Raw genomic sequence first — 26,674 nt, 5'->3', positions numbered from 1 at the left:
AGAGGGTCGCATGTTCTCGCTGTCACTGGGCGACGGGGCTCGCCTCGGTCCGCTGGAGGTCTGGCATGCCGAGGAGTTCGCCGCCCACATGGACCGGGCCCGCGAGCACATTCGCCCCTGGGTCGGGCCCTCGTTCGTCACCGACGACGTGCACGGGGCACGGGCCACGCTGAAGCGGTACGCCGAACGCCAGGCCGATGACGGTGCCCGCCTGTACGGCATCCGGCGGGACGGCCTGCTGGTCGGCGGAGTGATGTTCACCGCGTTCGATGCCGCCGCCGGCTCGTGCGAGATCGGTTGCTGGCTGGAGCCGTCCGCCGAGGGCCACGGCCTGATCACGCAAGCGTGCGGCACGTTGCTGGACTGGGCGTTCACGACCCGGGGGCTGCACCGCGGCGAATGGCACTGCCGGGCCGACAACGACCGCAGCTCGGCGGTGGCCAGGCGACTGGGCATGACGCTGGAGGGGGTGCGCCGCGAGGCATGGGCGTACCAGGGCGTGCGCCACGACAAGCAGGTGTGGGCGGTACTCGCTCCCGAGTGGCGAGCCCTGGAGCGGTGACCGGCGGCGGCCCCGTCCGCTGAACCCGGCCGACGGCGTGGCCGCCGTGGCCGCCGTGGCCGCCGTGGCCGCCGTGGCCGCCGTGGCCGCCGAAGACTGAACCCGGCAGGCGGCGCCTGCACACCTGGACCTGGCTGGACCCCCGGCCCCATTCCAGAGGGCCGAGGGTCCACAGCACGCGGTGAGCAGCCGTCGGCTACCAGTCCCCGCGGCCGCCGCCGTAGTAGTCCCTGACCACCCGGAAGCTGCCCACGACGCCGTGGTGGATGTCGATGCCCTCGGTCCAGCCCGGGCGCACGCCGTTGCTGGAGCTGCGGGGGCCGACGACGGCGATGGGAGCACCGTTGTCGCAGACCGCACCGCGGAAGACCTCGACGGTCCGACGGGACTCGTTGGTGACGTTCAGGCTCCATGCGCCCAGGCCGCTGGCCACGGTGATGCAGTCGCCCGGGTAAGCGGAGTACGACCGCTCGTTGATGAAGATACGGCCCTCCTCTCCCCGGTACCCGCCGCCGCCTCCGCCGCCTCCGCCGCCTCCGCGGCCTCCGTTGCCCCTGTCGCCGCCGTTGCCCCTGCCGCCGTCGTCGCCCTCGTCGCCTCCGCCGTTGTTGCCGTTCTGCCCGTTGCCGCCGTCGACCAGGTCGGCGGCCGCCGGGGCCGCCTGGGGAGCCGGGGCCGCCTGGGGGGCCTTGGCCGCCTGAGGAACCGGGGCCACGTGGGGGGCCGGGGCGGGGGCGGCCGGGTCGGAGGCCGCCGAGGCGTAGGTGATGCCGGTCGCGGCCAGAGCCGCGGCGGCCGTGACGGCGGCGGTGACCGCCTTGGAACGAAGCTTCATGTCGCTGTCTCCTGTTTCAGGGATGCCGACCCGTCAGCCGGCTTGCGAATGAACTTACCCAGAGCTGACATATCGGTCATTTCGAATGATCAACAGAAGAGAGCCAATCGAGGTATTTACGACCGTCCCCGAAGCCGACACGCGGTCATATCACCGCCACAAGCAGCGGATTGACCTACGGTTAGCCCCTTAGGGGGATCTTTGGACGCCGACAGCCACTCGATATCGGCGTGTCGCTACGGATGTGGCGCGGCAGGTCGTGATAGGAGGAGGCCCGCCGCGCCGGAACCCGTCGATCCGCCCGGCGAGCGGCATCCGAGTCCACAGACAGGCGTCGGCCACCAAGTCCCCGCCCCGGGGGGGCATGGCCGACTCGGCGCACCGCTGGCGATCGCCCACAAGGAACGCGACGAGGACGCGGCTCACCAGGTCGGCGTCCATGAGGTGGTGGGCGAGGTGCCGTCCGTGGCACCGGTGATCGCCTACGCGGTCCGGGAGACCTTCGAGAACGGATCGGTGACCAGCCTGCTCGAGGACCTCCGACCGACGACGGACCAGGGGCGGCCCGCGACGTGCGGGCCGCCCCGTCATGGATCTCCTCACCGAGGACCGGCGACAGGACCCGGCGGCCCGGGCTGCCGGAGCGGTCGGCGATGCCCCCTTCGGGGCATGCGGCCGGTCAGGCAGGGGTCTCGGCGGTGGCGGTCAGCACCGCACGACCGAGGACGTGGCCGGCCATGGTGAAGCCGAGGACGGCCGGGGTGGCGTCGGCCGCGACGCCGATGCTCGCGACGTCGAGGGCGTGCACCACGACGAAGTAGCGGTGCGGGCCGTGTCCGGCCGGCGGGGCGGCGCCGACGAAGCGGGCGGCGCGGGCGTCGTTGGGCAGCTGGAAGGCGCCCGCGGGCAGGCCCGATCCGGTGTCGTCGCCGGCACCCTCGGGCAGTTCGGTGACGGTGGCGGGGATGTCGGCGACCGCCCAGTGCCAGAACCCGGACCCGGTGGGGGCGTCGGGGTCGTAGACGGTGACGGCGTAGCTCCGGGTGCCTTCCGGGGCGCCGCCCCAGGACAGCTGCGGGGAGAGGTCCTTGCCGCCGGGGACGCCGAAGACGCCGGAGAACTGCTCGGGCGGCCAGGCGGCGCCGTCGGTGACGGTGGTGCTGGTGACGGTGAAGGACGCCGCCTCGGGGAGACGGGCGAAGGGGTCGTTGGCATTCATCGCGTTGTTCCTCTCGGACCGTGCTGCGGAAGGGCGGTGACAGGGCCGGCTGGAGGGCGCGCACAGGCGTCGCCGTCGCCCTCCGTCGACCACTCGATCGACGATAGCATCAATAATCGATTATTTGCGGGATCGTCTATGCTGAGGACCGTGACTCAGACGGCCCACACCCCGACCCCGCCGGCGAAGCAGATGCTCTCCGAGCAGGTCTACGCACACCTGCGGGACGCGATCATGGGCGGGCACCACGCCCCCGGTGACGCCCTCAAACCGCAAGACCTCGCCAAACAGCAGGGCGTGAGCCTGGCCGTGGTGCGCGAGGCGCTCGTACGCCTGGTCGGCGAGGGCCTCGCCGACCGGCTGCCCAACCGCGGCTTCGCCGTCCCGGCCGTCTCCGACCGCCGCTGGCAGGACATCGCCGAAGCCCGCCGGACCATCGAACCGGTCGTGCTGCGCATGTCCGTCGAGCGCGGCGACGTCGACTGGGAGGCCCGCGTACGAGCCGCCCACCACCGCCTGGCCCGCACTCCGGCACACGCGCCGGACGAGAGCGCGTACTACAGCAGCGCATGGTCCGAAGCACACCGGGTATTCCACCGCACCCTGTTGGAAGGCTGCGGCAACCCCATTCTGCTGGAGACCTTCGACCGGACGTGGACGGCGAGCGAGCTGGCCCGCCGCTGGTCGTCGCACCGCCGCCCCGGCCGGGACCACGTCGGCGAGCACCGCCGGCTGGAGGAGGCGGCGCTCGCCCGCGACGCCGACACCGCAGCCGAAGTGCTCGTCCAGCACCTCACGCTGACCGCGGCCGGACTGACCGAATGCGCCCATCCCGAACCCGCGAAGGAAACCTGATCCACCTCCGCCGAAGGCGTTCTCGCCCTGATGACGATTCGCGAAATGCGCCGGTCCCGGATGCCGTCGCCGGTGCGGGCGGCCCGCGGTGGCCGCGCGGGTGAACCGCCGGACGGGCGCGTGTTCACGAGCGACCGCCCGCCCGTGAAACGCCCGCGGGTACCGCCCGCCCCGACCGCCGCGCATCGCGCAGGGAGCGCGGGGCGCTCGGCCGCATCGCCCTCGTCGGTGACGCCGCGTACCGCGCCGCCCCCACGTCCGGACGCGGCACGTCCCAAGCCCTGATCGGTGCCTACGTCCTGGCCGCCGAGCTGGCCGCGGCGGGCGGCGACCACACCGCCGCCTTCGCCGCCTACGACAGGGCACTGCGCCCCTACGTCGAGCACAACCAGGCCATCGGCGTCCACGGGAGCCGGTACGTCTTCACCCGGCCGACCCAGGAGATGTTCGACGCCCTGGCGGCTCGGTCCCACGAAGGCGAAATCGAACCCGGCCCTGAACCGCAGCTCCCGTCCTCGCGCCTCCAGAACACCTGAGGGGAAGGATCCGCAGGCTCAGGGGTCAGCGGCGGCCGCGCGCGAGGAGGGCCGCGTGCGGCAGCGTCAGCAGACCGTCCTTGTCGGCGAACTCCGCGCTCAGCAGATCGAAGTGACGCTTGATCTCGGCGCGGACGGGGGGTGTCTGGCTCTGCACCAACTGCCCGCCGAACGCCACGCCGCCCGCGGGACCGCGCCACCACTCGTCGGCGCTCGCGCGGTGGTCCCAGCGCAGGGTCTCGCACGTCGCCTCGCGCAGCCCCGCCGCGTCCATCAGCCCTCGCAGGCCGCTCTCGTCGCGGGGAAAATCGTCCTCGGCAGCCAGTCCCGCGGGCAGGTGCGGTGGACGCACCGCGCCCCCGGCCCGGATCGCGCGGCCGATCAACGTCTGTCCCGGAGCCGGTGGCGCCGCCCATATCGTCACCGCGATCCGGCCGTCGGGCCTGACGACACGGCGCAGTTCGGCCAGCGCCGCTCGGGGCCGACCGACATGGTTGAGAACGAAGTTGGCCACGACGGCGTCGAATTCCGCGTCGGCGAAGGGAAGCTCGGGAAGAGCGGCCACCCGCACGTCGGCCGCGGGTGCCGCCCTGACAGCCAATTCGGCCATGGTCGGCTCCGCGTCCACTGCTGTCACCGTCGCGCCCCGGGCACACGCGGCAGCGGCGACCGTTCCCGGCCCGGTGCCCACATCCAGCAGGCGAACCCCCGGTCCGACCCCAACGGCATCGAGCAGCGACGGCACCGGATAGGCGCACAACTTGGCGAAGCTCGCGGCATAAGCGGCCGCCCGGCCCGCCCAGATCAGCCGCTCACTCTCGTCGAACGTCGTCACCGTCACCGGCGCCCTCCCCGAACTCGCCCAGCACCGACAGGTAGTTGTGACCCTAACCCGCCGTCTGATCAGCGCGGACGGTCACCGGCAGGCACGTGGCCCGATCACCCGGTCGATCCCCGTCGCGAGGCGTCATCCTGCGGCATCCCGTGACGGGGGTCCCTGCACGCGCGCACCAGCTCTCAGAGCCGGCCGGGCATGCTGTGGCGGCCGTGGAGGTTGCCGGATCCGCGGGTGGTGTCGTGGCCGCGGGCGGCCAGGGCGGCGGCGCAGGCGAGGACAGTTGCGATGCCTCCGGTGATGAGGTTGCTGATGATGGTGCGGGGGTGGGCGACGTCGCCGGCGACGACCCACGGGGCGACGCAGGTCCAGATGCCGATGACGGCGGCGGCCCAGGCCATGGAGTGCGTGCGCTCGTAGGAGGTGCCGAGACCACCCAGGAGCAGCATGTAGGCGATACCGGCGATGAGGTTGGTGACGGCGAGGGTGGTGAAGAGGTTGAAGCCGACTATCCAGGGGGATGCCGCCAGGTACAGGCCGGTGATCAGGGCGAGGGCCTCGATCGTCTGGGCTCGTGGGGTGGCGGCGACGCGGTCGTGCCGGGCGCGCAGTTCTGCCAGGTCGGGGTGTTCCTCGATGGGCGCGGCGTGATGGATTGACGCCATGATGTTCTCCCTTGAAGGATGACTCTTCACCCAGTACCCAATAAAAGCGACATATTTACAGAAATGGCCTGTCTCCCCAGCGCGCCAGGCCCCTCAAGGGCGCGCTGCGACCCCGGTCGGGGACGGTCCACAAGGTCTGACCGCGGATGTCCCACCGCTCCAGCAGGGCGTTCGCGGCCATGAATCCACTGGTCGCCGCGCGTTCCATCAGCGCCACCGGCAGTTCCGTGCGGACCAGGTCGCCGGCGATCACCAGGCCCGGGTCGCAGGTGCGGACGGTGGGGCGGTCGCCGTAGCCGCCGACCGGGAACAGGGGACAGTCGGAGCGCCACTCGTGGTGCGCTTCCACGACCGTTGCCGCGCTCGTCTCCGGATACACCGTGCGCAGCTGCGCGACCAGGCGCTCTTGCTCCACCTTTCGGACCGCGCCCGCCGGCAGGGCGTAGGCGTGCAGTTCCACGACCGATCCGCCGGTGCGGGCGGCCCAGCGGGATGCCTCGCCCTCCCAGCGGTCGAGGACACTGACGTTGTCGAGGGTCCCGTAGCCGCTGGTCCCCAGGAAGCCGGGCCGGTCGTGTGCCACCGGCCGGTCGAGCCACAGTCGCGAGACCAGGAAGGGTGGGGCGTTGCGCAGCCGGGCCACGCGCCGGCGCCAGGAGGCGTCGGCCAGTTCCGGTGATCGGGCGACGACGGCTCGCAGGCCGGCGGTGTCCAGGGCGAGCACGATCGTGTCGTGGCGCTGCTCCTCGGCCGCGGTGCGGACGAGGAAGCCGCCGTCCGTCGTGGGCGTGACCGTCTCGACGGGGGTGGCGACACGGACGTCCACGTGGTGACCCCGGAGATAGCCGGCGAGGGGTTCCCAGAGGGCTTCGGGGAAGGGCTCGCCGGGTACGTCGAAGAGCAGTCCCTCGGCGGAACCGAGGAAGTAGATGTGGAACATCAACACCATTTCCGCCGCGGAGAGTTCCCTCGGGTCCGCGAAGAAGCTGCGGGAGAACACCTCGAAGGCGAGATGGTGTGCGGCCTCGGGGAAGCGGATCGACCGGAGGAAGTCGTGCGCGCTGACGGTGTCGAGGCGTTCGTACACGTCGGGGACGCGGACGTCGAGAAGGGGCAGGGCGGCGGCCGGGTTCATCCGGACCATGTCGCGCAGGGCGAAGGTCGGGCTCAGGGCCACGAAGGCCAGGGCGCTCCAGGGCGGGGTGCGGGGGACCCTGCGGAAGCTGTCCTGCAGTCCCCGGCTGTGGCGCAGCGGATAGTCGGGGAGTCCCGTCAGTCTCCGCAGGCCCGGGTCGGTTCGCCGCAGAAGTCCGCGCAGGTTGTAGTACTGGCGGAAGAAGGCGTGGAAGCCGCGACTCATGGTGGCCGTGGTGCCGTCCGGGAGGCCGACCGGCCAGCCGGCCAGGCGGCCGCCGAGGGACGGCTCGCGTTCGTAGAGGGTGACGCGTACGCCCCGTTCGGCCAGGGCGGTCGCTGCCGCCAGTCCGGCGATGCCGCCGCCCACGACGGCGGTCGTCGGGGGCCGTGCACCGTCGGCCCGTGGCTTTCCGGGGCGGGGGACCAGCATCCGGGCCCGTCTGTCCCTGCCGCGACGGGCCACGTCGTGCGGCCTTGGCGCCCTCACCGGACACCGCTCCCGTGGACAGCCGGGCGCCGGGCGACGAAGGTGTGGGCGATGCCGGTCTGCCATCCCGGCAGGGGCAGTACCCGTACGCGGTCGAATCCGGCTGTCCGGACGCGGTCGGCGAACTCGTCCGCCGTGTCGAACTCGATGACGCTGCGCCACAGATGCCGGTACAGCCGTCCGTCCCCGAGTGCGGTGGCGACGGGCAGTACGATGCCGCCGCACACCGCCGTCCACACCGCCCGGTGGCCGGCCCGGCCGCTCAGGGTGTATTCGTGCACCGCGAGCCGCCCGTGTGGTGACAACAGGTCACGCACGGTCGCGAGCACCCGGTCGGGGTCGGCCGCGTTGCGGAACAGGTAGGCGGCGAACACCGCGTCGAACGCCTCCCCGACGCCCGCCTCCCTCAGGCGTTCCGCCGGGGCGTGCAGGAAGGTGACGTTGTCCGGCCAGGACTTCGCGGCCGCTCGCTCCAGCATGCCGGCGGAGGCGTCCACCGCGGTGATCGCGGCGCCGGGAAGCACCTCGGCGAGGGCGGCGGTCGAGGCGCCGGTCCCGCAGCCGAGGTCCAGCACTCGCATGTCGCGGCCGCCGTCCGGGAGTCCGAGGCGGCGTGCGGAGCGGCGCAGATGGGCGTGGTAGCCGGGGTTGGCGGCCACCAGCGTGTCGTAGCTGCGAGCGGCGTGGTCGAACGCGGCGGCCAGGTCCGCGTCGCGCAGCAGGGTCATGCGGTCTCCGTCGGTCGTCAGGCGGCCCGGAAAGGGCGGCGGGGCAGGTACAGGAGTTCCGCGGCGGTGCGGAGCATCGGCAGCACGGGGGTGTGGATGCCCACGGAGAGGTCCTCGCGCAGGCGGGTGCGGCCGTCGAGGAAACGCAGCAGTCGCTCCATCGGCACCTGTGCGAAGAGATCCGCGAAGAAGGCGGGGCCGTCGATCCGGCCGGTGTCCAGCGCGCGCAGCATGACAGCGTCCATGAGGCGGGAGCGCGGGGAGTGCGCGGGTGGCGGCAGCGGGTGCCGCCCCGACAGCAGCGCATCCGCCACGGCGCGGACCTGGCGCTGGAGAGCGGCGAAGGTGTAGCCCGTCGACGGCCGGGTCGCGCCCGCCGCGGCTCCGATACGGAAGACCGACGGCGCGGTCCGCCGGGTGAAGGGCGCGTCGGTCATGGGGATGACGCCCGTCTCGGTCGAGACGACCTCGAGATGGGGCAGGCCGAGGACGTCCTCGGTGTAGTGGCGCAGCGCGGCTTCGTAGCCCTGCCGGTCCAGGACCGCGGGAGAGAATCCGGTGTATTCCACGAGGGCGTGCCGCCGGCCGGCGGGCAGCACGTAGCCGAACGAGAGACCTCGCGGGGGTTGTGGGGTGCGGAAGTCCATGAGCTCGACCGTGCCGGGGTCGAAGACCGGCCGTTCGCAGCGGACGAACCATCCGTGGAAGTGCTGCAGCAGCGTGGTGCGGGCCGCCGGGAGGCTGCCCAGGGGGCGTGAGTCGAAGACCCAGCGGGCACGGACGGCCAAGTGGTGTCCGTCGACGTCCCGGGTGTGGACCAGGGCTCCCTCGGGAAGGCCCTCCACCGTTTCGACGGTTGCTTCGAGGCGCCGGACGTTCTCGCTCTGTGCGAGGTCGCGTGCGATCAGGCTTTCGAAGTCGTCCGAGTGGATCATCTTGTACCGCAGGGGCCCGATGTCGTCCTCGATCGCCCGGCCGTCCGGGGCGTGCACCCGCAGGCGCCGCCATGACGCGCTGACGGCGTCGTCGTAGCGTCCGCGACCGTTCTCCCAGAAGCACCAGGTACGGCGTGGGGGCCGCAAGGGCCCGGGCGGGGCGTCCATCAGGAGCACCGACGGCCGACGTGCCCCGGGCGTGCGGCGGGACAGCAGGTGGGCCAGGGACAACCCCGCGGCACCCGCACCCACGATGGCGACGTCCGCATCGAGCACGAGCGTTCCCTCCTCTTGCGCGTGTGCATCTGCGTTGCCGGGAAGCATTCCCGCTCCCGTGCCCTTCCGGATGCAGGCCACGCTGAGCGGTCGGCCGAGCGGCGCACTACGACGCCCGGCCGGGACGGGCCGCTGCGGTTTCCACCGTTCGGTGCATCCGAGAGCGCCCTCGAGGCGGAAGGCATAACGACGGACCGGCTGCGATCACGACGAAAGGAACCGGGATGTGTCCCAGCACGGCGAAGGATCCCGGGGCGGGCGACGCGCCGCCCGGCCCGCCCCCCGCGTCGCCGTGGGCCGCCCTCCCCGTGGGGCTTGCGCATCGCGCGCCGCTGCCATCACGCCCGGACGGCCGGTCCGAAGGCGAGCCGCCGGCTGCTCGGTCCGCGGAGAGGGACGGACTCCGGGCGATCGACGCCGACGTCCCCGCCGCGGTGGAACGCCTCCTCGACCGCCTGCTGGCCGAACGCTGCGAACCGGCCGTAGCACTCGACCCGGTGTTCGCCCACGATCTCGCCGCGCGCGTCGCCCGCTTCACCCTGGCCGGCGGCAAGCGCATCCGGGCCCAGTTCGTCTGGTGGGCGCTGCGCGCCTGTGGTGGGAGGGCCGGCGAGGCGGACGCGGCCCTGCGCGTCGGCGCCGCCCTCGAACTGATCCAGAGCTGCGCTCTCGTGCAGGACGACGTGATGGACGCCTCCCGGCTGCGTCGCGGCCGGCCGGCCCTGCACGCGGATGTCGAAGCCCAGTACGCCGAGGCTGCCCCGGCACCGCGTCTGGCGCGTTTCGGCGAGGCCGCGGCGATCCTCGCCGGGGACCTGGCGCTGGCGTGGGCGGACGACGTGGTCGCGGACACCGAGCTCGCCCCGGACACCGCGCGCCGGGTACGCGGCCTGTGGAGCGCCATGCGGACGGAGATGGTGGCCGGCCAGTACCTGGACGTCCTGGGCCAGACCACCTCGTCGCATGCGCCGGCCCGTGCGCTCCGCGCCGCCCGCCTCAAGAGTGCCCTCTACTCGGTCGAGCGGCCGCTGGCTCTCGGCGCCGCCCTGGCGGGCGCCGACGACACCACGACCGCGGCCCTGCGTTCGGCGGGCCGGCGCGTCGGCATCGCGTTCCAACTGCGGGACGACCTCGACGACGTCTTCGGCAGTGCGCGTCGCACCGGCAAGCCCTCGGGCGGTGACATCCGCTCGGGCAAGCCCACCTATCTCGTCGCCGTGGCGCTGGCTCGGGCCGAAGGGAGCGGTGACCTGGGCGCTCTTGCGGCGCTGCGGCACTCGCTCGGCTGCGCCGACCTGTCCGAGGAGGGCCTGGACCGGGTGCGGAACATCCTCGTCGACACCGGCGCGCGGGCGGCGGTCGAGGCGAAGGCCGACCGGCTGCTCGCACAGGGCCTGCGCCGTCTGGAAGCCGCGGTGCTCGAACCCGACGGCCGCGGTCGTCTGTGCGACCTGCTGCGGCTCGCTGTGGCGGCGCCCCCGGCCCGAGGACCGTCCTCGGACCCGCCCGGCACCGCAGCCGGCACGGCCGCTCCCCCGCTGCTCACGTCCGCGGCAGAGGGGGTCCGCTCATGAGCCGGACGGTTCCCGGACGTACGGACCACGTCGTCGTCGTGGGCGCCGGGCTCTCCGGCCTGTCGGCCGCGCTGCACCTGCTCGGCGCCGGGCGCCGGGTCACCGTCCTCGAACGTGACCCGCTGCCCGGTGGGCGCGCCGGGCGCCTGGTGCGCGGCGGTTTCCGCATCGACACCGGCCCCACCGTGCTGACGATGCCCGACCTCGCGGACGAGGCGTTCGCCGCCGTCGGCGACAGTCTGCGCGAGCACGTCGACCTCGTCCCCCTCCACCCGGCCTACCGCGCCTGCTTCGCCGACGGCAGCGCCATCGACGTACACACCGGCCCCGAGGCCATGGAGGCGGAGGTCGAGCGCTTCGCCGGCGCCGGTGAGGCAGCGGGCTACCGGCGGCTGCGCCGGTGGCTCGAACAGCTCTACAGGGCCCAGATGCGTCACTTCATCGACGCCAATTTCGACTCCCCCTTCCAGCTGCTGACCGCCGACCTGGGCCGGCTCGCGGCACTCGGCGGTTTCGGCAGGCTCGACACGCGTATCGGCCGGTACCTGCGCGACGAGCGTCTGCGCCGCGTCTTCTCCTTCCAGGCCCTGTACGCGGGCGTCCCGCCGGCCCGCGCCCTGGCGGCGTACGCCGTGATCGCCTACATGGACACGGTCGCGGGCGTCTACTTCCCCCGCGGCGGTATGCACGCGGTGCCGCGGGCCATGGCCGACGCCGCCGTCCGAGCGGGAGCGGACCTGCGCTTCGGACAGGAGGTCACCCGGCTGGAACGCTCGGCCGATCGCGTCACCGCCGTCGTGACCGGCGAGGACCGCATCCCGTGCGACGCGGTCGTCCTCACCCCCGATCTGCCCGTCGCCTACCGCCTCCTGGGCCACGTGCCCCGCCGGCCGGTACGGATCAGGAACTCGCCCTCGGCCGTCGTGCTGCACGCGGGAACCGACCGGACCTGGCCGGGGCTCGCCCACCACACGCTGTCCTTCGGCGCCGCATGGAGCCGCACCTTCGACGAACTGACCCGTACCGGCGATCTGATGAGCGATCCGTCCCTGCTCGTCACCCGCCCCACGGCCACCGACCCCGGCCTCGCCCCGCCCGGCCACCACCTGCACTACATCCTCGCTCCGTGCCCGAACACGGACATCGGTCCGGCCGCCGCCGAGTGGGGCGACCTGGCACCGCGCTACCGCGACAGCGTCCTGGAGGAACTCGAGCGGCGTGGTCTCGACGGCATCGGTTCCAGCATCAAGGAGCAGTGTCTCGTCACGCCGGCCGACTGGCACGCTCAGGGCCACGCGGCGGGTACGCCCTTCTCGGTGGCGCACACCTTCGCGCAGACCGGCCCGTTCCGCCCGCGCAACCTCGTCCGGGGCACCGAGAACGCCGTACTCGCCGGCTGCGGCACCACGCCGGGGGTGGGCGTACCGACCGTACTGCTGTCCGGCAAGCTCGCCGCGGCCCGGATCACCGGAGGCACGGCCCGCAGGCCCGGCGCACGCAGAGCGCGGGCCTCTTTCGAGGGAACGTCCTCATGACCGGCCGTGAACTCGACGCGGCGGGCATCACCGACCCCGCCCTGCGCGGTGCCTACACGCGCTGTCGGATGCTCAACGCCCGGCACGGAAAGACGTACTTCCTCGCCACCCGGCTGCTGCCGGTCGAACGGCGTCCCGCCGTCCACGCGCTGTACGGGTTCGCCCGGTGGGCGGACGACATCGTCGACTCCCTGGACACCACCGTCCCGGTCGAAAGGCGCTCGGCCGACCTCGCCCTCCTCCACCAAGGCCTGGAACAGGGGCTGAGGGACGCGGACAGCGACGAACCGGTGATCCTGGCGCTCGCCGACACGGCCCGCCGGTACGGCATCGACCACCGGCACTTCGGCGACTTCATGGCTTCCATGCGCAGCGACCTCGACGTCAGGGACTACCCGACCTACGACGACCTGCGAACCTACATGCACGGCTCCGCTGCGGTCATCGGACTGCAGATGCTGCCGGTCCTCGGCACGGTGGTCCCCCGCGAGGAGGCCGCGCCGCACGCGGCCGCGCTGGGCGTCGCCTTCCAGCTGACCAACTTCCTGCGGGACGTGGGCGAGGATCTGGACCGCGGTCGCGTCTACCTGCCCGCGGACCTGCTGGCAGCCCACGACGTCGAGCGGGACCTGTTGCGCTGGAGCAGGAGCACCGGCCGCCGCGACCGGCGCATCACCGCGGCACTGAGAGCCGTCGAAGACCTCACCCGTGGTGTCTACCGTGAGGCGGCGCCGGGAATCGCGATGCTCGACCCGGTGTGCCGGCCGTGCATCCGGACTGCCTTCGTGCTGTACGGGGGCATCCTCGACGCCATCGCCGACGACGGCTACGCGGTGGTGCACCGGCGTGCCGTGGTGCCCCGCCGGCGCCGTGCCGCAGTCGCCCTGGACGGTCTGGTACGCCTGCTGGCGGCCCGCGCCGGCACAGGCGGTGGCGCCCGGCAGGGCGCGCTCCCGAGCACGGCCCGGTCGCGCGGCACGGCATCCGGGCTTCCGTCGGCGCAGGACCACGAGGAGGTCGCGTGAGCTTCGACCGTTCCGCCGCGCGCGGACGTATTCCGTTGTCGCTGCGCAGGCATCCGGTGCCGTGGGACCGCCAGCGTCCCACCTGGCGCGAGGCTCGTCCCGGCGTGATCGCGCAAGCTCTCGAACGGGCGCAGGGCCGCCCTTCCGGGAACTGGTACGTCGTCGGCGCCGCTCGTGACGTCTCCGCCGAGCGGTCCCTCGCACGGACCGTCGAGGGGCGGGAGGTCGTGCTGTGGCGCGACGGCGACGGCCGCCTCGTCGGCGGTCCCGGCGTCTGTCCGCACCTCGGCGCGCCGCTGCGGGACAGCCCCGTGCGCTGCGGCACGCTCGTATGTCACTGGCACGGGCTCGCTCTCAAGGGCACGCCGTTCGCCGGCTGGGAACCGCTGCCCGTGCACGACGACGGGGTGCTGGTGTGGGTGCGCATGGACGAGGTGGGCGGCGAGCCGCCACTGGACGCACCGGTGGTGCCGGTCAGGCCCACGCCGTCGGGCGCGTTGTCGGCCGTCTACACGGGCATCGGGACATGCGAGCCGGAGGACGTCATGGCGAACCGTCTGGATCCGTGGCACGGCGCCTGGCTCCATCCGTACTCCTTCCTCGACCTCACCGTCGTGGACGTGCCGGAAGGAGGGCGGCCCGGGGCGGCCGAGGACGGTTTCACCGTCGACGTCTCCTTCAAGCTCACCGGGCGGCTCGTCGTTCCCGTCCGGGCCGTGTTCACCGCCCCTGAACCCCGTACGGTCGTCATGCACATCACTGAGGGCGAGGGCCAGGGCTCGGTCGTCGAGACCCACGCCACCCCGCTCGGCCCCGGCGCCCGGGGCGAGCCGCGGACAGCCGTCGTCGAGGCGGTCGTGGCGACGTCCGACCGACGCGGATTCGCCGCGGTACGCACGATGGCCCCGCTGCTACGGCCTCTCGTGCGGGCGGCGGCCGGACGGCTGTGGCGCGACGACCTGGCGTACGCCGAGCGCCGCTGGCACCTTCGCGCCTCGAAGCTCCTGCCGGAGTGAGCGGTACGCGACGCCGGACCCGTGCCCGCGTCCGGCGCCGAACCCGCAACCTCTCATGGGGAATCCGCCGCGGTGTCGTCCCGCGGACAGGGGAAGGTGTCGGGAGGAGTGCCCCACTTCACGGGGTCCTGCCGGTCGGGCAGAAGTCCGCAGCCGAGCAGTGTGGCCGTGGTTCCGCTCGGTTGGGCGATCTCCCGGATGAACACCGCCTTGTCGGGTGGGTATTTGTTCTTGCCGTGTCCGCGATAGGCGGCGACGAACAGGTTCTTGAGGTCCGTGCTGAAGGCCGCGTCGGTCGGGTCGTACACGACTACGGCGTGCGGTGTGCCGCTGGTGAGTGCGCGTACCGCGGGAGAGTGACGGATGAAGTCGGCGAGGACCGGTGCGACTCGCCCGTCGGGCGCCGAGATCTGGAAGTACCGCTGCGGCGGGTCGGGGCCGACCATGATGCTGCCGGACACACCGTTCGCGATGACCGGGATGCCGGCCCGGTCGAGTTCCCGGACCGCGCTCAGTGATTCGGGACGGCTCTGGGTGATGCCGATGACCGCGGCGATGTGCTCCTGCCGCTGCCGACTGATGATCGTCTGGGCGGCGTCCGGGCTCTTCGGCGCTGCGGCGCGGTGGGCGCCGTACTGGAAGTACTGGCCGGTGTTGGCGATGAGCAGGCGGATCGGCATCTTGTTCTGGCGGACCTCGGTGTTGAGCCTGTGCTGCTGGGCGATGGCGCCGCGCAGGACCTGCAGGCCGATCGGCGGGTCGTCGTACACGCCGTTCTGCGGACTCGGCGGAGCGAGAAAGACCAGGGTGCGGTAACGCCCGTCCGGGATCTGGGCGTTCTCCTTCGCGACCTGCTGCTCCAGGTCGCGCAGTTCCCTTCCGCGTTCTCCCTGTACGGCCAGATCACATCGCGTGCCGTCGGTGACGCCCACGCGCTCACCGGTACCGACGGTCACGCATGAGGGAGCCTCGGGAGGCGCGGTGGGCCAGAGGTGGTGCGGGACCAGGAGGAGGCTCGCGGTCACCGCCGCCATGACGGGCAGAGCGGCCGGACGCAACCAGTCGAGCAGGTGGTCCCGGCGAGCCATGACGCCCCAATGGGTGTCGATCTTCGTCTTGGCCGTGCCGTCCGTGTCGTCCTCGGCGGGCAGCGTGACCAGGCGTACCGGCTCGTCACTGCCCTCGTCGAGGAACGTGAGGACCTTGTCGGCGATGCCGTCGGGCCGGTCGAGGTCGGCGCCCAGCGGCGCGGCGTAGTCCGGAGGCGGACCCGCGCAGGCGGTCAGGACGAGCAGCGGCTCGGCCGGACGGTCACCGGCGAGCTCCTCGAACGTGCCGAGGAAGGCGCGGCCGGGGCCGTCCGCGCCGTCGATCTCGGGGATGAGCAGGAAGTCCGCGAGGCGCGCGCAGGCGCGCAGTGTTTTCCGCCTGTCGAGCAGTGCTGCGTACAGGCCGTCGAGGATGGGCTGCTGCTGGGCGTGGAGGTCGCCCGCGCCGCGTTCGTGTTCCCGTACGGCCCGGCAGGTGTGAAAGGCCGGCAACCGCAGTCTTCCCGACGGCACGGTGAGCTGGAACCGCAGTGCGACTCGGTCGATCGCAGCGAGGAAGCCTGCGCCCGGCTCCGCGTCGTCGACGACGGCGTGCGGTACCTGGAAGTGAGGGTCGCCCCGCTGTCGCGACAGCCACTCGCCGCGGAAGCGAGACATCGTCCGGCCCCGATGCCGAGCGTCGAGGGCCGCCTCCCCGCCGGCACCGCCTCGTTCACCGCCCCCTCACCTCGGAACGCACCCGACTCCGCGAGGTCAGGCGATCCGGCGGCGGCGCACCCACCAGACGCAGAACCCGCCCAGCAGGAGCGCCGTGGCACCGCAGACCGCCAACTCCGCCCATTGGAAGGCCCAGTAGCGATCCGCAGGCTGATAGGTCACCAACTCGTGGTACGTGGCACCGATCTTCGACACGCACGCCTGCGCCCGCTGCTGTGCCTCCGCGGGCACGGGACCGTGCCCGCCGGGCAGCGACGGGCCTCCTCCGCCGGAGAGCTGCCCGGGGCAGTCCGCCTCGAGCGCTTTGTTCGTCAGATCGTGTCCGGATGCGTCGACGACCCGGGTGGAGTAGACCCAGGCGTCGGGGAGGTCCGGAGCCGCCGGTTGCAGTGCGCTCGACGGGCCGCCGTTGAACAGGGAGTCGAGCACGATGGACGGCGACACCTCGGAACCGAACCCGGTCGATGCGGGATCGAGCGCCTTCGTCTGATGGACCGGGCCGATGATCCGCGGCCGGATCCCGTAGGCCAGGGTGACGCGTACCGCGACGAAGGCGAACACGGTGGCGGCCATGGCCGGTACGGTGCGGCGGATCAGCGTGCCGGCCGTAGCTCCGACCATGAACGCCAGCGCCGCGTACCCCACGGGCACGAGGTCACGCTCGCCGAAGGTGTCGTAGGCGGCCGCGCCGGCCTGGTCCAGCGGGTGGGCCCACCAGGTGACGACGAGGCTGAGCAGACCGGCGGTCACCATGCCGGCCGCTCCCACCGTCACGAGCTTGGTCACCAGCCATCGGGTGCGGGTGACGCTCTGCGTCCACACCAGCGGGAGCGTCCCGGACTCGATCTCCCGGGCGAGCAACGGAGCTCCCCAGAAGGCGCCGATGAGCGCGGGCACCACCGAGACGAGCGTGCCGAGCGCGCCGGACAGGACGCGGTCGGTGCGCGCGAACGAGGCTGCGGCGGACGTGCAGTCGCCGGCCGAGCGGCATGCCTTCATCGTGGCCGCGTAGGCGTGTGCGAGGTCGGGGCCGGTCGCCAGGGCGAACGCGGTGACCAGGATGATCGCGCCGAGCGCGACGAAGGCGGAGGTCCGGAACTGCCGCCAGGTGAGCTGGATCATGAACGTGTCTCCGAAGCCGTGTCGGCGGTGCCCATGTAGGCGAGGACGATGTCTTCCAGGCCGGCCGGTGCGGACTCCCAGTCCGGGTGGTCGACCGGCGCTTCGGAGCGCACCAGGACGATGCTGTGATCGCCGGTGTCCCGGGCCTCGACGACCCGCGCGGCGGTGACGCCCCGGACGGCGGTGACATCCAGGTGCCGGGGCCCGGTGAGGCGGTGATGGGTGGCCTGCAGTTCCTCCACCGTGCCGGCCACCCGCACCCGCGAGGCGACCAGGACGATCACGTAGTCGCAGATCCGTTCCAGGTCGGCCACCAGATGGGAGGACAGGACGACGCTCACGCCCTGACCGGAGGCGATCTCGCTGACGCCGTGCAGGAAGTCGCGGCGGGCCAGCGGATCCAGGCTGGCCACCGGCTCGTCCAGGACCAGCAGTTCGGGGCGCTTGGCCACGGCGAGGGCGAGGGCGAGCTGGGCGCGCTGACCACCGGACAGCCGGCCCGCCCGCTGGCGCGGGTCGAGGCCGCTCGCGGCGATGCGGCGTTCGGCGAGGCCGGCATCCCATCGCGGGTTGAGCCGCCCGCCCAGGCGCAGGTGGTCGGCGACCGTCAGTTGGGCGTAGGCCGGGGTGTCCTGCGCGACGAACCCGACCCGGGCGAGCTGGGCGGGATCGGTCGCGGGCCGGCCGCCGAGCACCTCGACCTCGCCCGCGGTCGGGGGGATCAGCCCGACCGCGAGGCGCAACAGCGTCGACTTGCCCGCGCCGTTCGGGCCTACGAGGCCCACCACGCGCCCGGCCGGGACGGCGAGCGTGCAGTCGGACAGCGCCCACCGCCGTCGATATCGTTTGCCCAGGTTCCGGGCCACCAGCACCGTGTCATCAGTCATGACCGGCGTTGTATCGTCCGGGCGGTCACAGGACGGGCACGGAAGCTGTGACCTGGCGGTGACCGGGGCTGTGGCATCGTGGCGCGACATGAGAGTGCTCGTTGTCGAAGACCACGAACTGCTGGCCCGGACGGTGGCCACCGGGCTGCGCCGCGAGGGAATGGCGGTCGACATCGCGCTCGACGGCGACGAGGCCCTGGGCCGTCTCGCGCTCACCCGGTACGACGTGGTCGTGCTGGACCGCGACCTTCCCGGCGTGCACGGGGATGATGTGTGCCGCCACCTCGTCGCACAGCGATCACGGACCCGCACGCTGATGCTGACTGCGGCCAGCACGGTACGGGAGCGGGTCACGGGACTGAGCCTCGGCGCCGACGACTACCTGCCGAAACCGTTCGACTTCGCGGAACTGGTGGCCCGGGTGCGGGCGCTGGGCCGTCGGGCCACGGTTCCCGTACCGCCCGTGCTGGAGTGCGGGGACCTCACGCTGGACTCCGCCAGCCGTTCGGCGTTCCGCAACGGCCGACGGCTCACCCTCAGCCCGAAGGAACTCGCGGTGCTGGAGTGTCTGCTCAGCCACGCCGGCGCGGCCGTGTCCGCGGAGGAGCTGCTGGAGCAGGTCTGGGACGAGGCCGCCAACCCGTTCACCCACACGGTCAAGACCACGATCGGCCGGCTCCGGGCGAAGCTCGGCGAACCGCCGCTGATCGAGACCGTCCGCGAAGGCGGCTACCGCGTGGCGGCATCGTGATGCGCCGCACGCTGCGGCTGCGCCTGGCCGTCCTGTGCACGGCGGGCTTCCTGGCCTCGGGCGCCCTGCTGCTCGGCCTCGTCGTCGCGTTGTTCACCGGCAAGTCGACCCGCGAAGCGGCTCCCGCGCCCGGCGGGCAGGTGACCGGGGGCGGATCCTCGGCCGATGTGCAGCAGGGAGCCGACCTGCACCTTCTGCTGATCTCGTGTGCGATCGGCCTGGCCGTGACGGTCGTCGTCGCGCTCGTCCTCGGCTGGATCATCGCCGGCCGGGCCCTGCGCCCGCTGCGCACCATGGTGAGCACCGCCCGGGCGATCTCGGCCAGCACCCTGCACTCGAGGATCGGGCTGCGGAGCCCCTACCTGGAGATCATGGAACTCGGGTCCACCCTGGACGACCTGTTCAGCCGCCTCGACGCCGCCTTCCAGGCGCAGCGGCACTTCGTCGCCAACGCCTCGCACGAACTGCGCACACCGCTGACCGCCGAACGCGCACTGCTGCAGGTGACACTCGCCGACCCCGACGCCGACACCGCGACGCTGCGCTCGGCGTGCCAGGAGGTCCTGCACCTCGGAGCCGCCCAGGAACGCCTCGTCGAGTCGCTGCTCACCCTGGCGACCAGCGAACAGGGCGTCGAGCACTTCGAGCCGCTGGACCTCGGCGCGATCACGGCCGAGGCGGTCCTGCTGCGCAGACCCGAGGCCGAACGGCGGGACGTGGGCGTGGACGTCACGCTCACCAGGGCACCTGCGGTGGGCGATCCCCATCTGATCGAGAGCCTGGTCGCCAACCTGGTCGACAACGCCATCCGGCACAACGTCCCCGGCGGCCGCGTCGAGGTCACGACCTCACGGTCGGCGGACGGCGCACACCTCACCGTCCGCAACACCGGCCCGGTCGTCCCGCCCGAGGAGCTGGACCGGCTGTTCGTGCCGTTCCAACGGCTGCACGCCGAACGCACCAGGCTCCGGGAAGGACACGGCCTCGGGCTGGCCATCGTCCGGGCGATCGTGACCGCGCACGACGGGGTGCTGACCTCGCACGCCCCGGAATCCGGTGGACTGGACCTGCGGGTGGACCTCCCCGTCCGCGGTCCGGCCCAGCCTGGACCGTCCGTGCCGGGCCGGACCGGCCGGGGCGCGGGTCGGGTGAAGCCGTCCTTCCGGAAGCGGGCGGCCCACTCCGACATCGTGTAGAGGCGGCCCGATCCGCCACCGTGCAGAAGTGGCTCGACGAGCAGCCGCCTGCCATGAACGGTCAGCCGGGCATTACGGTGAGACACGAAGACCTCCGTGCGGTGCAGTCCTAGACAGCTCCACCCCACCGGAGGTCTTCGCCATGATCAAGCACCCCAAGGGTGTCAACAACGCTCGTGATCAATACACCTAGGCCGGACGGCGTCCCCAGGCCGAGATCAGCGGTGCGAGGGTCAGGTCGAGCTCGCCCGCGTGGATGGCGGCCAGGTGCGCGTCGATCTCGGCGTCGTCGGCCAGGCCGGCCGCGAGCAGCTCGCCGCGCACGTGCCGGATGGTCGCCGCCTCCAGCCGGTCGCAGGCCGGCCCGCCGACCGGGAAAGAGCCCGACGCGGCGACGTCCACCAAGCCGGCTTCACGCAATGCCCGCGGCAGGGTCCGGCCGTAGCGCAGGTCCGCGCCACGACGCGTCAGCAGTTCCCGGACCGCGTCGCGCATCCGGTTGGCCCGCTGCTGCGCAGGGCCGCTGTCGTCCAGGCACGCCAGTGGCTGCAGAGCGGTATCGGCGTCCTCGATCAGCAGCCGGCCGCCGGGCCTCAGCGCTGCCGCCATCGTGGCCAACGCGCGGGCCCGGTCGGGTACATGGACCAGCACGAGCCGGGCGTGCACCAGATCGAACGTCCCCGGCTCCGGGGGCGGATCAGCGACGACGTCGTGCCGGCGTACCTCGTACCCGTCGCCTTCCTTCAGCCACGACGGGTCGATGTCCGTGGCCAGCACGTGCCCGGTCGGACCGACGGCCGCCGCGAGCGCCTCCGGGATACCGGGGCCGCCGGCCCCCACTTCCCAGCAGCGCGAGCCGGCCCTGACGCCCAGTCGATCGAAGTGCCCGCGCGTCACACCGTCGAACAGCTCGGCCAGCCAGACGAATCGCTCGCCCGCCTCGGCGCGCGCGTTGTCCAGCAGGTATCCGCGGGCGGGAGCGGACTCCCCACCGAGCGCGATGGTCCCTGCCGGTTCCGGTCGGCCACCGACGTGCGGCGGGCGGGGCGAGGAAGTCATGACCACATGGTCGACCTTCCCGGGCCGCCAGCGCCACGACGACGGACCAGGGATGCCTCACACAGCCGGCGAACCGTGAGGACGGCTGCCGCCCGCCTGCTGCCGCCACCGCACCGGACGGCCGGCCGGCCGTCACCCGAAAACGACCTGTGTGCGGCCGAGGGGTCCGGGCGACGAAAAAGACCCTGCCCCGCGGAACGGGACAGGGTCTTCACAGAGCGCCGGGCAGGCCTTGCACCTGCATTTCCCCGCAGGAAGCGGGGCGTCTTTCCTTGGACCACCAACGCATCACCCACCGGCTACGACTTCCGCCGACCGGCTCAAGATCAATCATAGCGCATGCCCGGAACGGTTCGGCACCGCCGGCCACTGGCAGGCCCCTGCGGTCGATGAGGGTCGGCGCCGGGGCAGGTGCTCCAACTCCCGTAGCTGACGGCCCGGAAAAGGGGGTGCGGTCGGCTGAGCTTGGGTGATAGGTAAGCGGGGTGACTGAGAGTCTTGAGTATTCCGCCCTGCTGCAACTGATCGACGAGCGGTCGGCCGCGTTCCGGAGTGCGGTTGCCGCCGCGCCCAGCCTTGACGCGCCGGTGCCGTCCTGCCCCGAGTGGACGTTGTTCGATCTGGTGCAGCACCTGGGCACGGGCCAGCGTTGGTGGGCCGCGATCGTCGCCGCGGGCCCGGCCGAGGCTCCGCCGGCCAAGGATGCCGCGGAGGTGCCGCGCGAGCTCGAGGCGCTGCTGGCCTGGTACGCCGAGTCGAACGAGCTGCTGCTGAGTGCGCTGCGCGAGGCCGACCCGGAGCGCGAGTGCTGGGCGTGGTGGAGCGCCGGCGTGTCGCCGGCGAATGCCTGGGGCGTTGCCCGGCGCCGGGTGCACGAGGTGCTGGTGCACACCTACGACGCCCAGCTCGCCGCAGGCGCCGTGCAGCCGATGCCGGCGGACGTCGCGATCGACGGCGTGGCCGAGTTCCTCGACACCTGCAACTCCACCCCGGCGGCCTGGCCGCACGAGGCCGCCACCATCCACTACCACGCCGCCGAGGGCCGCTCCTGGCTCCTCGCGCTGGACGGCACCGGCGCCTGGCCCGCACCCCTCACGGACGACGCCGCGCCCGCCTCCGCTTCGGCCACGGGCACGGCCGAGCAACTGCTCCTCTTCGTCTGGGGCCGCCTCACGCTGAGCGACCTGAAGATCGAGGGCGACCAGCAGGTGTTCGAGCAGCTGATCGCCTGGGAGCCCGAGGAGTAGCCCAGGGTTGCGATACCGGCCGCATGCTTTGTGCGGCCCTCAGGCACCGGGGCCGGGTCGCCCCGGACCGAGGCCCGCGGGCACGTGAGGGTGGTGGGTGTCCGTCCCGGTCGGCCGGTGGGCGGTCCGGGCCGGACGGGACGAGGCGAACACGGCGGCGAGCCGGTCGTGGAGCGACGCTGCGCGGGGGTGGGCGTTGTGGCGCGGTGTGATCGTGTAGATGCCGCGGGTCGGGGGATCCACGAGGCCGACCGTGGTGACATCGGCCCGCAGCGCGCCCGTCAGCACTCCGGGGATCAACGCGATGGCGTGACCGGTGGCGACCAGGGCCAACTTGCCGGGCAGGTCGGCCGCGGTGAGGTCGATGCGGGCACTGACTCCGGCGCGCGCGGCGTGCTGGCGCAGGAGCGCCGCCGAGCCGTCGTTGTCCTCGGCCCAAATCTGGTCGGCCAGCGCCTGGATGTGCACCGGACCGTGGCCGGCTCGCGGATGGCCCAAGGGCAGTACGACGACCATTTCGTCCAGTCCGAGGAGCCTGCGCTCGACCCGTGGGTCGGCGGTCAGCCCGGGTGGAGCGTCGGTGACGACGGCGATGTCCAGATCGCCGGCGAGCACGCGGCCGTGCAGCTGCCCGCTCAGAGCCGGCAGCAGGCTCCACCGGAGGGATCCCGCCTGCTCCAGCAGGCCCTGGACGGCCTCCGGGACGATCCCCGCGGCGAGAGACGGCGTCGCTCCGATGGCCAGGGGCCGCTCCCCCACCCCGTCGCGCACGTCCCGTACCGCGCGAACGGCGCGGTCGGCCTCGTCGAGCGTGGCCAGGGCATGGCGCCAGAACACCTCACCCGCCGGCGTCGGCCGCACCCCACGTGCGTGGCGCTGCACCAGGGGCACGCCGAACTGCCGCTCCAGTCCGGCGATCTGCCGGGAGACTGCCGACTGCGTGTGATGGAGCTCGGCTGCCGCCGCCGACAGCGAGCCGGTCCGGCACACGGTCACGAAAGTCCGCCACACCGTCAGATCCATGGAGGCAGTATGCCCGGCAGGTATGCGCCTCCCGCAGGGCAGGCCTGCGACATCTGCGCTTGTCGCACGCACTGGCCTGCGGCACTGTGGCGGGCATGACCACACCGCACACGATCGCCGTCCTCGGCCTGGGGCGCATGGGCGGCGCGATCGCGTCCCGACTGGCCGCCCAGGGCCGGGACGTCGTCGGCCGGACCCGCTCAGGACGTACCTCAGGCACCGTCAGGACGACCGACGATGCGAACGGGGCCGTGGCCCGGGCGGACCTCGTCGTCCTGGCGCTGTTCGACGGCCCGGCCTGCCGACAGGCCCTCGACGACGTCCGTGGCTCGCTGCGCACGGACGCGATCGTCCTCAACACCGGCACCATCACCCCCGCCGAGGCATCGAGCCTGGCCCGGCGACTCGGCCCGTCCTACGTCCACGCGCCCGTGCTCGGCTCGGTGCCCGCTGCCGCCGCAGGCGCCCTGCAGTTCCTCGCCGCCGCCGACCAGGACGCACTCGACCGAGTCCGGCCGGTTCTGGAAACGCTGGGCACCGTCCATCGCGTGGACAACGCCGCCACCGCCGCCGCGCTCAAGCTGATCGCCAACAACAGCCTCGCGGGAGCCGTCCTCGCGCTGCGCGACGCACTGCGGCAGGCCGACGCCCTCGGCCTGCCCCGCACCCGAACGCTGGACGTCCTCGAACTCGGCCAGCCAGGCGGGCTCGTGGCCCGCGAGCGGCCCTTCCTCCTCGGTGAGCCGACCGCGGCCACGGCCCACTTCACGATCGCCGCACCGGCCAAGGACATGGCCGTGCCGGCCGCCGCGTCGGACACCCCCTTGCGCAGCGCGACGGGCCTGGCCGACTCCCCTGCTTCACCTGCTGACCTCGAGGCCGGCATCGCTGTTGCCGCCACGGCCCCCTCCGTGGAGGACGCCGTGCTCGAACCGCTGCGCGCCTACATCCGCGGACACGCCACCGGCGACCCCGCCCACTTCCACGACGCCTTCCTGCCCACTGCCCACATCGAGGGGATCCGGGAGGGCGCATTCGTCTCCTGGCGCCTGGAGGAGTACTGCGCCCTCTTCCACGGCCGACCGGCGCCGGACGAACCGGCCCGCACCCGCCGTGTCGAAGCCGTCGACGTCCACGGGACCGTCGCGACCGCCACCATGACGCTCTCGCACGGCGCGGACACGTTCACCGACATCTTCCTGCTGGCCCGCGTCGACGACGGCTGGCGCATCGCCAACAAGGCGTACCACCGTCACGCGTGAGCGCGGGAAGCGGTTCCCGTCCCCGGCCGTCCTCCTCCGTGCCTCAGAGCTCGATCGGCACCGCGCCGCAGCGGCGGAGACCCCGCTTGCAATCCGCGCCCTCAAGCGCAGCGGAACGCCGACCGATGACCGAATCAGCCATCATCACCTGAACGAGCCATACGATCAACGGCCGATGGCATCTTGATTATGTTGATCGAACGCCTGCACCACGAAGGCGAGTCCCGTACCTCGGGCCGGCGCCGGCACGCCGGCCGCTCCCCCTTCTCCGCGGCCGCCGCCACCGCGCCTCACTCACCGCAGCGATCCCGTCGGCCTTCGACCTGCCCGTCCACGAGCCGCCGCACGCTGACTCCAGGGGCCCGCGCGACCGCTCGGCCGTGGCTCTCTCAGACCGGAAAGGCACCTCGTGCACGACATCGTCGCCCTCGACGCCGTCTCCCTGTCCCGGGCCATCCAGCAGCGGACCCTCTCCTGCGTCGAGGTCATGCAGGCCTACCTGAACCACATCGAGCGCGTGAACCCGCGCGTGAACGCGATCGTCGGCCTGCAGCACCCGGAACTGTCCCTCGCTCAGGCACGCGAGAGGGACGAACAGCTGAACCGAGGCGAGTACCGCGGCTGGATGCACGGCTTCCCGCACGCGGTCAAGGACCTCGCGGCCGCGGCGGGGCTGCCCTTCACCATGGGCTCCCCGCTGTTCGAAGACCAGGTGGCCGCCGGGGACGAATTGTGCGTGGCCCGGATGCGGGCAGCCGGTGCGATCTTCATCGGCAAGACCAACACCCCGGAGTTCGGCCTCGGTTCGCAGACCTACAACCCGGTCTGGGGAACCACCGGGAACGCCTACGACCCGGCCCTGACCGCGGGCGGGAGCAGTGGCGGTGCGGCGGTCGCCGTGGCCCTGCGGATGGTGCCGGTGGCGGACGGCAGCGACTTCATGGGATCACTGCGCAATCCCGCGGCCTTCAACAACGTGTTCGGCCTGCGCCCCAGCGCGGGACGGATACCCGAGCCCGGCTTCCTGGTCTCACCGGCCGTCGCGGGCCCCATGGCGCGTACCACCGAGGACCTGGCCGCCCTGCTGTCCGTGATGGCCGGAGCCGACCCCGGCGCTCCCCTGTCCGTCGACGAGGATCCCGCCGTCTTCACCCGGTCCCTCGAGCGCGACTTCCGGGGCACCCGGATCGCCTGGGTCGGTGACTGGAACGGTCATCTGGCCACCGAACCCGGACTGCTGGAGCTGTGTGAATCCTCCTTCGCCGTCTTCGAGTCCCTCGGGTGTTCGGTGGACAGCGCGCTTCCCGACTTCGCGCCGGAGAAGATCTGGGAGACCTTCCTGTCCTTGCGCTGGTGGGGCATCGCGGCGGCCGGACAGGATTTCTACCGGCACGAGGAGCGGCGCGCGCGGCTCAAGCCCGAAGCGGTCTGGGAGATCGAGAACGGGCTCGGGCTGAGCGGACTCGACGTCTCCGCGGCGGACGCCGCCCGAACCGCCCTGTACGCGGCGGTGCAGCGGCTCTTCGAGAGTTACGACTTCGTCCTCGCCCCTTCGGCGCAGGTCTTCCCGTTCGACAAGGAGGTGCACTGGCCCGCCGAGATCGACGGCCGGGCGATGGACACCTACCACCGGTGGATGGAGACCGTGGCCTGCTGGTCGCTGACCGGGCTGCCGGTACTGGGGATGCCGGTCGGCTTCGGCGAACGGGGGCTGCCCATGGGGGTGCAGCTGATCGGCCGGCACCGGGCGGACCTGACGGTGCTCCAGCTGGGCCACGCCTACGAGCAGGCCACCCACTGGGTGGACCGGACTCCCCCGCCGTCGTTCGTCGGCGTCTGACAAACCGTGTGCCCCTGCGGGGGCTCCGGGGAAGCACACGGCAGGAATCACCCGTTCAGTGCCGGGGCGAAACGCTCGGTGCGCGTCTCGATCGCCTCGGCCGCTACCCGGATGCCGCTGTCGTCGAGGCGATCGCCGACGAGCTGCGCACAACTTCTAACAAAACCCTCATCAAAATTGTCAACAATCACAGCTTCCTTGCCTACAGTCGGGGACTCGAACGAGCCGCACAGCCGGACCTGCCCGCGGTGTCGCCGAGGCGGCGCGCAGGTGCGGGTGCGGCCCACGTCACCCGCTGCAC

The 26,674-nt window shown here is 72.5% G+C and carries 24 protein-coding genes and 1 pseudogene; 12 read left to right on the top strand and 13 right to left on the bottom strand.

Features of this window, described 5'->3' with window-relative positions:
* The first annotated feature begins 10 nt into the window (after window positions 1-10).
* Entirely contained in the window at window positions 11-562 is a 552-nt protein-coding gene (locus ACWC24_RS18585) for a GNAT family N-acetyltransferase (protein ID WP_450663902.1), read from the top strand.
* A 196-nt stretch (window positions 563-758) separates the two neighbouring features.
* Here ACWC24_RS18585 and ACWC24_RS18580 read toward each other — a convergent pair whose 3' ends face one another.
* The gene (locus ACWC24_RS18580; RefSeq protein ID WP_450663901.1) at window positions 759-1,397 is read right to left on the bottom strand and encodes a hypothetical protein; all 639 of its coding nucleotides are present in this window, start codon (window positions 1,395-1,397) and stop codon (window positions 759-761) included.
* Window positions 1,398-1,766: 369 nt separating this feature from the next.
* Here ACWC24_RS18580 and ACWC24_RS18575 point away from each other — a divergent pair.
* Window positions 1,767-2,141: pseudogene (locus ACWC24_RS18575) on the top strand (hypothetical protein); the annotation flags it as partial.
* Here the strand turns inward: ACWC24_RS18575 and ACWC24_RS18570 are convergent.
* Window positions 2,077-2,616, bottom strand: a complete 540-nt coding sequence (locus tag ACWC24_RS18570; RefSeq protein ID WP_450663900.1) for a YbhB/YbcL family Raf kinase inhibitor-like protein — start codon at window positions 2,614-2,616, stop codon at window positions 2,077-2,079. The pseudogene ACWC24_RS18575 and the gene ACWC24_RS18570 sit on opposite strands and share 65 nt — an antisense overlap.
* A gap of 150 nt (window positions 2,617-2,766) precedes the next feature.
* Between ACWC24_RS18570 and ACWC24_RS18565 the strand changes: the two genes are divergently transcribed.
* A complete protein-coding gene (locus tag ACWC24_RS18565; RefSeq protein ID WP_450663899.1) occupies window positions 2,767-3,471 on the top strand; it encodes a GntR family transcriptional regulator in 705 nt (234 codons plus the stop codon).
* Between the two features lie 561 nt (window positions 3,472-4,032).
* On the opposite strand, the gene ACWC24_RS18560 is transcribed toward ACWC24_RS18565, so the two are convergent.
* From ACWC24_RS18560 to ACWC24_RS18540, 5 genes are all read right to left on the bottom strand, one after another.
* Window positions 4,033-4,842, bottom strand: coding sequence for a class I SAM-dependent methyltransferase (locus ACWC24_RS18560; RefSeq protein WP_450663983.1), 810 nt, complete (start codon window positions 4,840-4,842; stop codon window positions 4,033-4,035).
* A gap of 182 nt (window positions 4,843-5,024) precedes the next feature.
* Entirely contained in the window at window positions 5,025-5,507 is a 483-nt protein-coding gene (locus tag ACWC24_RS18555) for an SPW repeat protein (RefSeq protein ID WP_450663898.1), read from the bottom strand.
* Between the two features lie 55 nt (window positions 5,508-5,562).
* Window positions 5,563-7,074: an FAD-dependent oxidoreductase gene (locus tag ACWC24_RS18550; protein ID WP_450663897.1), complete on the bottom strand. Its 1,512-nt coding sequence runs from the start codon at window positions 7,072-7,074 to the stop codon at window positions 5,563-5,565.
* 53 nt (window positions 7,075-7,127) lie between these two features.
* On the bottom strand, window positions 7,128-7,859 hold the full coding sequence (locus tag ACWC24_RS18545; RefSeq protein ID WP_450663896.1) for a methyltransferase domain-containing protein: 732 nt from the start codon (window positions 7,857-7,859) through the stop codon (window positions 7,128-7,130).
* Window positions 7,860-7,876: 17 nt separating this feature from the next.
* Complete coding sequence (locus ACWC24_RS18540; protein WP_450663895.1) at window positions 7,877-9,070, bottom strand: lycopene cyclase family protein; 1,194 nt, start codon at window positions 9,068-9,070, stop codon at window positions 7,877-7,879.
* Between the two features lie 434 nt (window positions 9,071-9,504).
* Between ACWC24_RS18540 and ACWC24_RS18535 the strand changes: the two genes are divergently transcribed.
* From ACWC24_RS18535 to ACWC24_RS18520, 4 genes are read left to right on the top strand one after another with little or no spacing between them, the layout of a single operon-like run.
* A complete protein-coding gene (locus tag ACWC24_RS18535; RefSeq protein WP_450663894.1) occupies window positions 9,505-10,644 on the top strand; it encodes a polyprenyl synthetase family protein in 1,140 nt (379 codons plus the stop codon).
* A complete protein-coding gene (locus tag ACWC24_RS18530; protein ID WP_450663893.1) occupies window positions 10,641-12,179 on the top strand; it encodes a phytoene desaturase in 1,539 nt (512 codons plus the stop codon). Before ACWC24_RS18535 ends, ACWC24_RS18530 begins: the two co-directional genes overlap by 4 nt.
* Window positions 12,176-13,204 carry a phytoene/squalene synthase family protein gene (locus tag ACWC24_RS18525; RefSeq protein ID WP_450663892.1) on the top strand — a complete coding sequence of 343 codons (1,029 nt, stop codon included), beginning with the start codon at window positions 12,176-12,178 and terminating at the stop codon, window positions 13,202-13,204. Before ACWC24_RS18530 ends, ACWC24_RS18525 begins: the two co-directional genes overlap by 4 nt.
* The gene (locus tag ACWC24_RS18520) at window positions 13,201-14,220 is read left to right on the top strand and encodes a DUF5914 domain-containing protein (RefSeq protein WP_450663891.1); all 1,020 of its coding nucleotides are present in this window, start codon (window positions 13,201-13,203) and stop codon (window positions 14,218-14,220) included. Before ACWC24_RS18525 ends, ACWC24_RS18520 begins: the two co-directional genes overlap by 4 nt.
* Window positions 14,221-14,273: 53 nt before the next feature.
* Here the strand turns inward: ACWC24_RS18520 and ACWC24_RS18515 are convergent, their stop codons facing one another.
* The 3 genes from ACWC24_RS18515 to ACWC24_RS18505 all read right to left on the bottom strand — a co-directional run bounded on the left by ACWC24_RS18515 (window position 14,274) and on the right by ACWC24_RS18505 (window position 17,995).
* Window positions 14,274-15,926 (bottom strand): ABC transporter substrate-binding protein, encoded by a 1,653-nt coding sequence (locus ACWC24_RS18515; protein WP_450663890.1) that lies wholly within the window; start codon window positions 15,924-15,926, stop codon window positions 14,274-14,276.
* A 96-nt stretch (window positions 15,927-16,022) separates the two neighbouring features.
* A complete protein-coding gene (locus ACWC24_RS18510) occupies window positions 16,023-17,108 on the bottom strand; it encodes an ABC transporter permease subunit (RefSeq protein ID WP_450663889.1) in 1,086 nt (361 codons plus the stop codon).
* Window positions 17,105-17,995 (bottom strand): ABC transporter ATP-binding protein, encoded by an 891-nt coding sequence (locus ACWC24_RS18505; RefSeq protein ID WP_450663888.1) that lies wholly within the window; start codon window positions 17,993-17,995, stop codon window positions 17,105-17,107. Before ACWC24_RS18505 ends, ACWC24_RS18510 begins: the two co-directional genes overlap by 4 nt.
* An 88-nt stretch (window positions 17,996-18,083) precedes the next feature.
* On the opposite strand from ACWC24_RS18505, the gene ACWC24_RS18500 reads away from it, so the two are divergent.
* Together ACWC24_RS18500 and ACWC24_RS18495 are read left to right on the top strand one after the other, a co-directional pair.
* Entirely contained in the window at window positions 18,084-18,746 is a 663-nt protein-coding gene (locus ACWC24_RS18500) for a response regulator transcription factor (protein WP_450663887.1), read from the top strand.
* Window positions 18,746-19,942, top strand: coding sequence for a sensor histidine kinase (locus tag ACWC24_RS18495; RefSeq protein WP_450663886.1), 1,197 nt, complete (start codon window positions 18,746-18,748; stop codon window positions 19,940-19,942). Before ACWC24_RS18500 ends, ACWC24_RS18495 begins: the two co-directional genes overlap by 1 nt.
* Before the next feature lie 189 nt (window positions 19,943-20,131).
* Here the strand turns inward: ACWC24_RS18495 and ACWC24_RS18490 are convergent, their stop codons facing one another.
* On the bottom strand, window positions 20,132-21,001 hold the full coding sequence (locus tag ACWC24_RS18490) for a methyltransferase domain-containing protein (RefSeq protein WP_450663885.1): 870 nt from the start codon (window positions 20,999-21,001) through the stop codon (window positions 20,132-20,134).
* A gap of 485 nt (window positions 21,002-21,486) precedes the next feature.
* Between ACWC24_RS18490 and ACWC24_RS18485 the strand changes: the two genes are divergently transcribed.
* Window positions 21,487-22,248, top strand: a complete 762-nt coding sequence (locus tag ACWC24_RS18485; protein WP_450663884.1) for a maleylpyruvate isomerase family mycothiol-dependent enzyme — start codon at window positions 21,487-21,489, stop codon at window positions 22,246-22,248.
* A 39-nt stretch (window positions 22,249-22,287) separates the two neighbouring features.
* Here the strand turns inward: ACWC24_RS18485 and ACWC24_RS18480 are convergent, their stop codons facing one another.
* Window positions 22,288-23,271 carry a LysR family transcriptional regulator gene (locus ACWC24_RS18480; RefSeq protein ID WP_450663883.1) on the bottom strand — a complete coding sequence of 328 codons (984 nt, stop codon included), beginning with the start codon at window positions 23,269-23,271 and terminating at the stop codon, window positions 22,288-22,290.
* 95 nt (window positions 23,272-23,366) lie between these two features.
* Between ACWC24_RS18480 and ACWC24_RS18475 the strand changes: the two genes are divergently transcribed.
* The gene (locus tag ACWC24_RS18475; RefSeq protein ID WP_450663882.1) at window positions 23,367-24,533 is read left to right on the top strand and encodes a nuclear transport factor 2 family protein; all 1,167 of its coding nucleotides are present in this window, start codon (window positions 23,367-23,369) and stop codon (window positions 24,531-24,533) included.
* A gap of 409 nt (window positions 24,534-24,942) precedes the next feature.
* Window positions 24,943-26,373, top strand: a complete 1,431-nt coding sequence (locus ACWC24_RS18470; RefSeq protein WP_450663881.1) for an amidase — start codon at window positions 24,943-24,945, stop codon at window positions 26,371-26,373.
* A 47-nt stretch (window positions 26,374-26,420) separates the two neighbouring features.
* On the opposite strand, the gene ACWC24_RS18465 is transcribed toward ACWC24_RS18470, so the two are convergent.
* The gene (locus tag ACWC24_RS18465; RefSeq protein WP_450663880.1) at window positions 26,421-26,564 is read right to left on the bottom strand and encodes a hypothetical protein; all 144 of its coding nucleotides are present in this window, start codon (window positions 26,562-26,564) and stop codon (window positions 26,421-26,423) included.
* Window positions 26,565-26,674: the final 110 nt, after the last annotated feature.

The sequence above is a fragment of the Streptomyces sp. NPDC001443 genome (assembly GCF_053597355.1).
The sequence above is the reverse complement of the archived record's forward strand: the minus strand, read 5'-3'. Positions and strand labels throughout refer to the sequence as shown.

Coding starts and splice junctions, on each gene's coding strand:
- ACWC24_RS18585 (WP_450663902.1), top strand. CDS start 11: ATGTTCTCGCTGTCACTGGGCGACGGGGCTCGCCTCGGTCCGCTGGAG.
- ACWC24_RS18580 (WP_450663901.1), bottom strand. CDS start 1,397: ATGAAGCTTCGTTCCAAGGCGGTCACCGCCGCCGTCACGGCCGCCGCG.
- ACWC24_RS18570 (WP_450663900.1), bottom strand. CDS start 2,616: ATGAATGCCAACGACCCCTTCGCCCGTCTCCCCGAGGCGGCGTCCTTC.
- ACWC24_RS18555 (WP_450663898.1), bottom strand. CDS start 5,507: ATGGCGTCAATCCATCACGCCGCGCCCATCGAGGAACACCCCGACCTG.
- ACWC24_RS18550 (WP_450663897.1), bottom strand. CDS start 7,074: ATGCTGGTCCCCCGCCCCGGAAAGCCACGGGCCGACGGTGCACGGCCC.
- ACWC24_RS18545 (WP_450663896.1), bottom strand. CDS start 7,859: ATGACCCTGCTGCGCGACGCGGACCTGGCCGCCGCGTTCGACCACGCC.
- ACWC24_RS18530 (WP_450663893.1), top strand. CDS start 10,641: ATGAGCCGGACGGTTCCCGGACGTACGGACCACGTCGTCGTCGTGGGC.
- ACWC24_RS18525 (WP_450663892.1), top strand. CDS start 12,176: ATGACCGGCCGTGAACTCGACGCGGCGGGCATCACCGACCCCGCCCTG.
- ACWC24_RS18515 (WP_450663890.1), bottom strand. CDS start 15,926: ATGTCTCGCTTCCGCGGCGAGTGGCTGTCGCGACAGCGGGGCGACCCT.
- ACWC24_RS18510 (WP_450663889.1), bottom strand. CDS start 17,108: ATGATCCAGCTCACCTGGCGGCAGTTCCGGACCTCCGCCTTCGTCGCG.
- ACWC24_RS18505 (WP_450663888.1), bottom strand. CDS start 17,995: ATGACTGATGACACGGTGCTGGTGGCCCGGAACCTGGGCAAACGATAT.
- ACWC24_RS18500 (WP_450663887.1), top strand. CDS start 18,084: ATGAGAGTGCTCGTTGTCGAAGACCACGAACTGCTGGCCCGGACGGTG.
- ACWC24_RS18495 (WP_450663886.1), top strand. CDS start 18,746: ATGCGCCGCACGCTGCGGCTGCGCCTGGCCGTCCTGTGCACGGCGGGC.
- ACWC24_RS18490 (WP_450663885.1), bottom strand. CDS start 21,001: ATGACTTCCTCGCCCCGCCCGCCGCACGTCGGTGGCCGACCGGAACCG.
- ACWC24_RS18480 (WP_450663883.1), bottom strand. CDS start 23,271: ATGGATCTGACGGTGTGGCGGACTTTCGTGACCGTGTGCCGGACCGGC.
- ACWC24_RS18475 (WP_450663882.1), top strand. CDS start 23,367: ATGACCACACCGCACACGATCGCCGTCCTCGGCCTGGGGCGCATGGGC.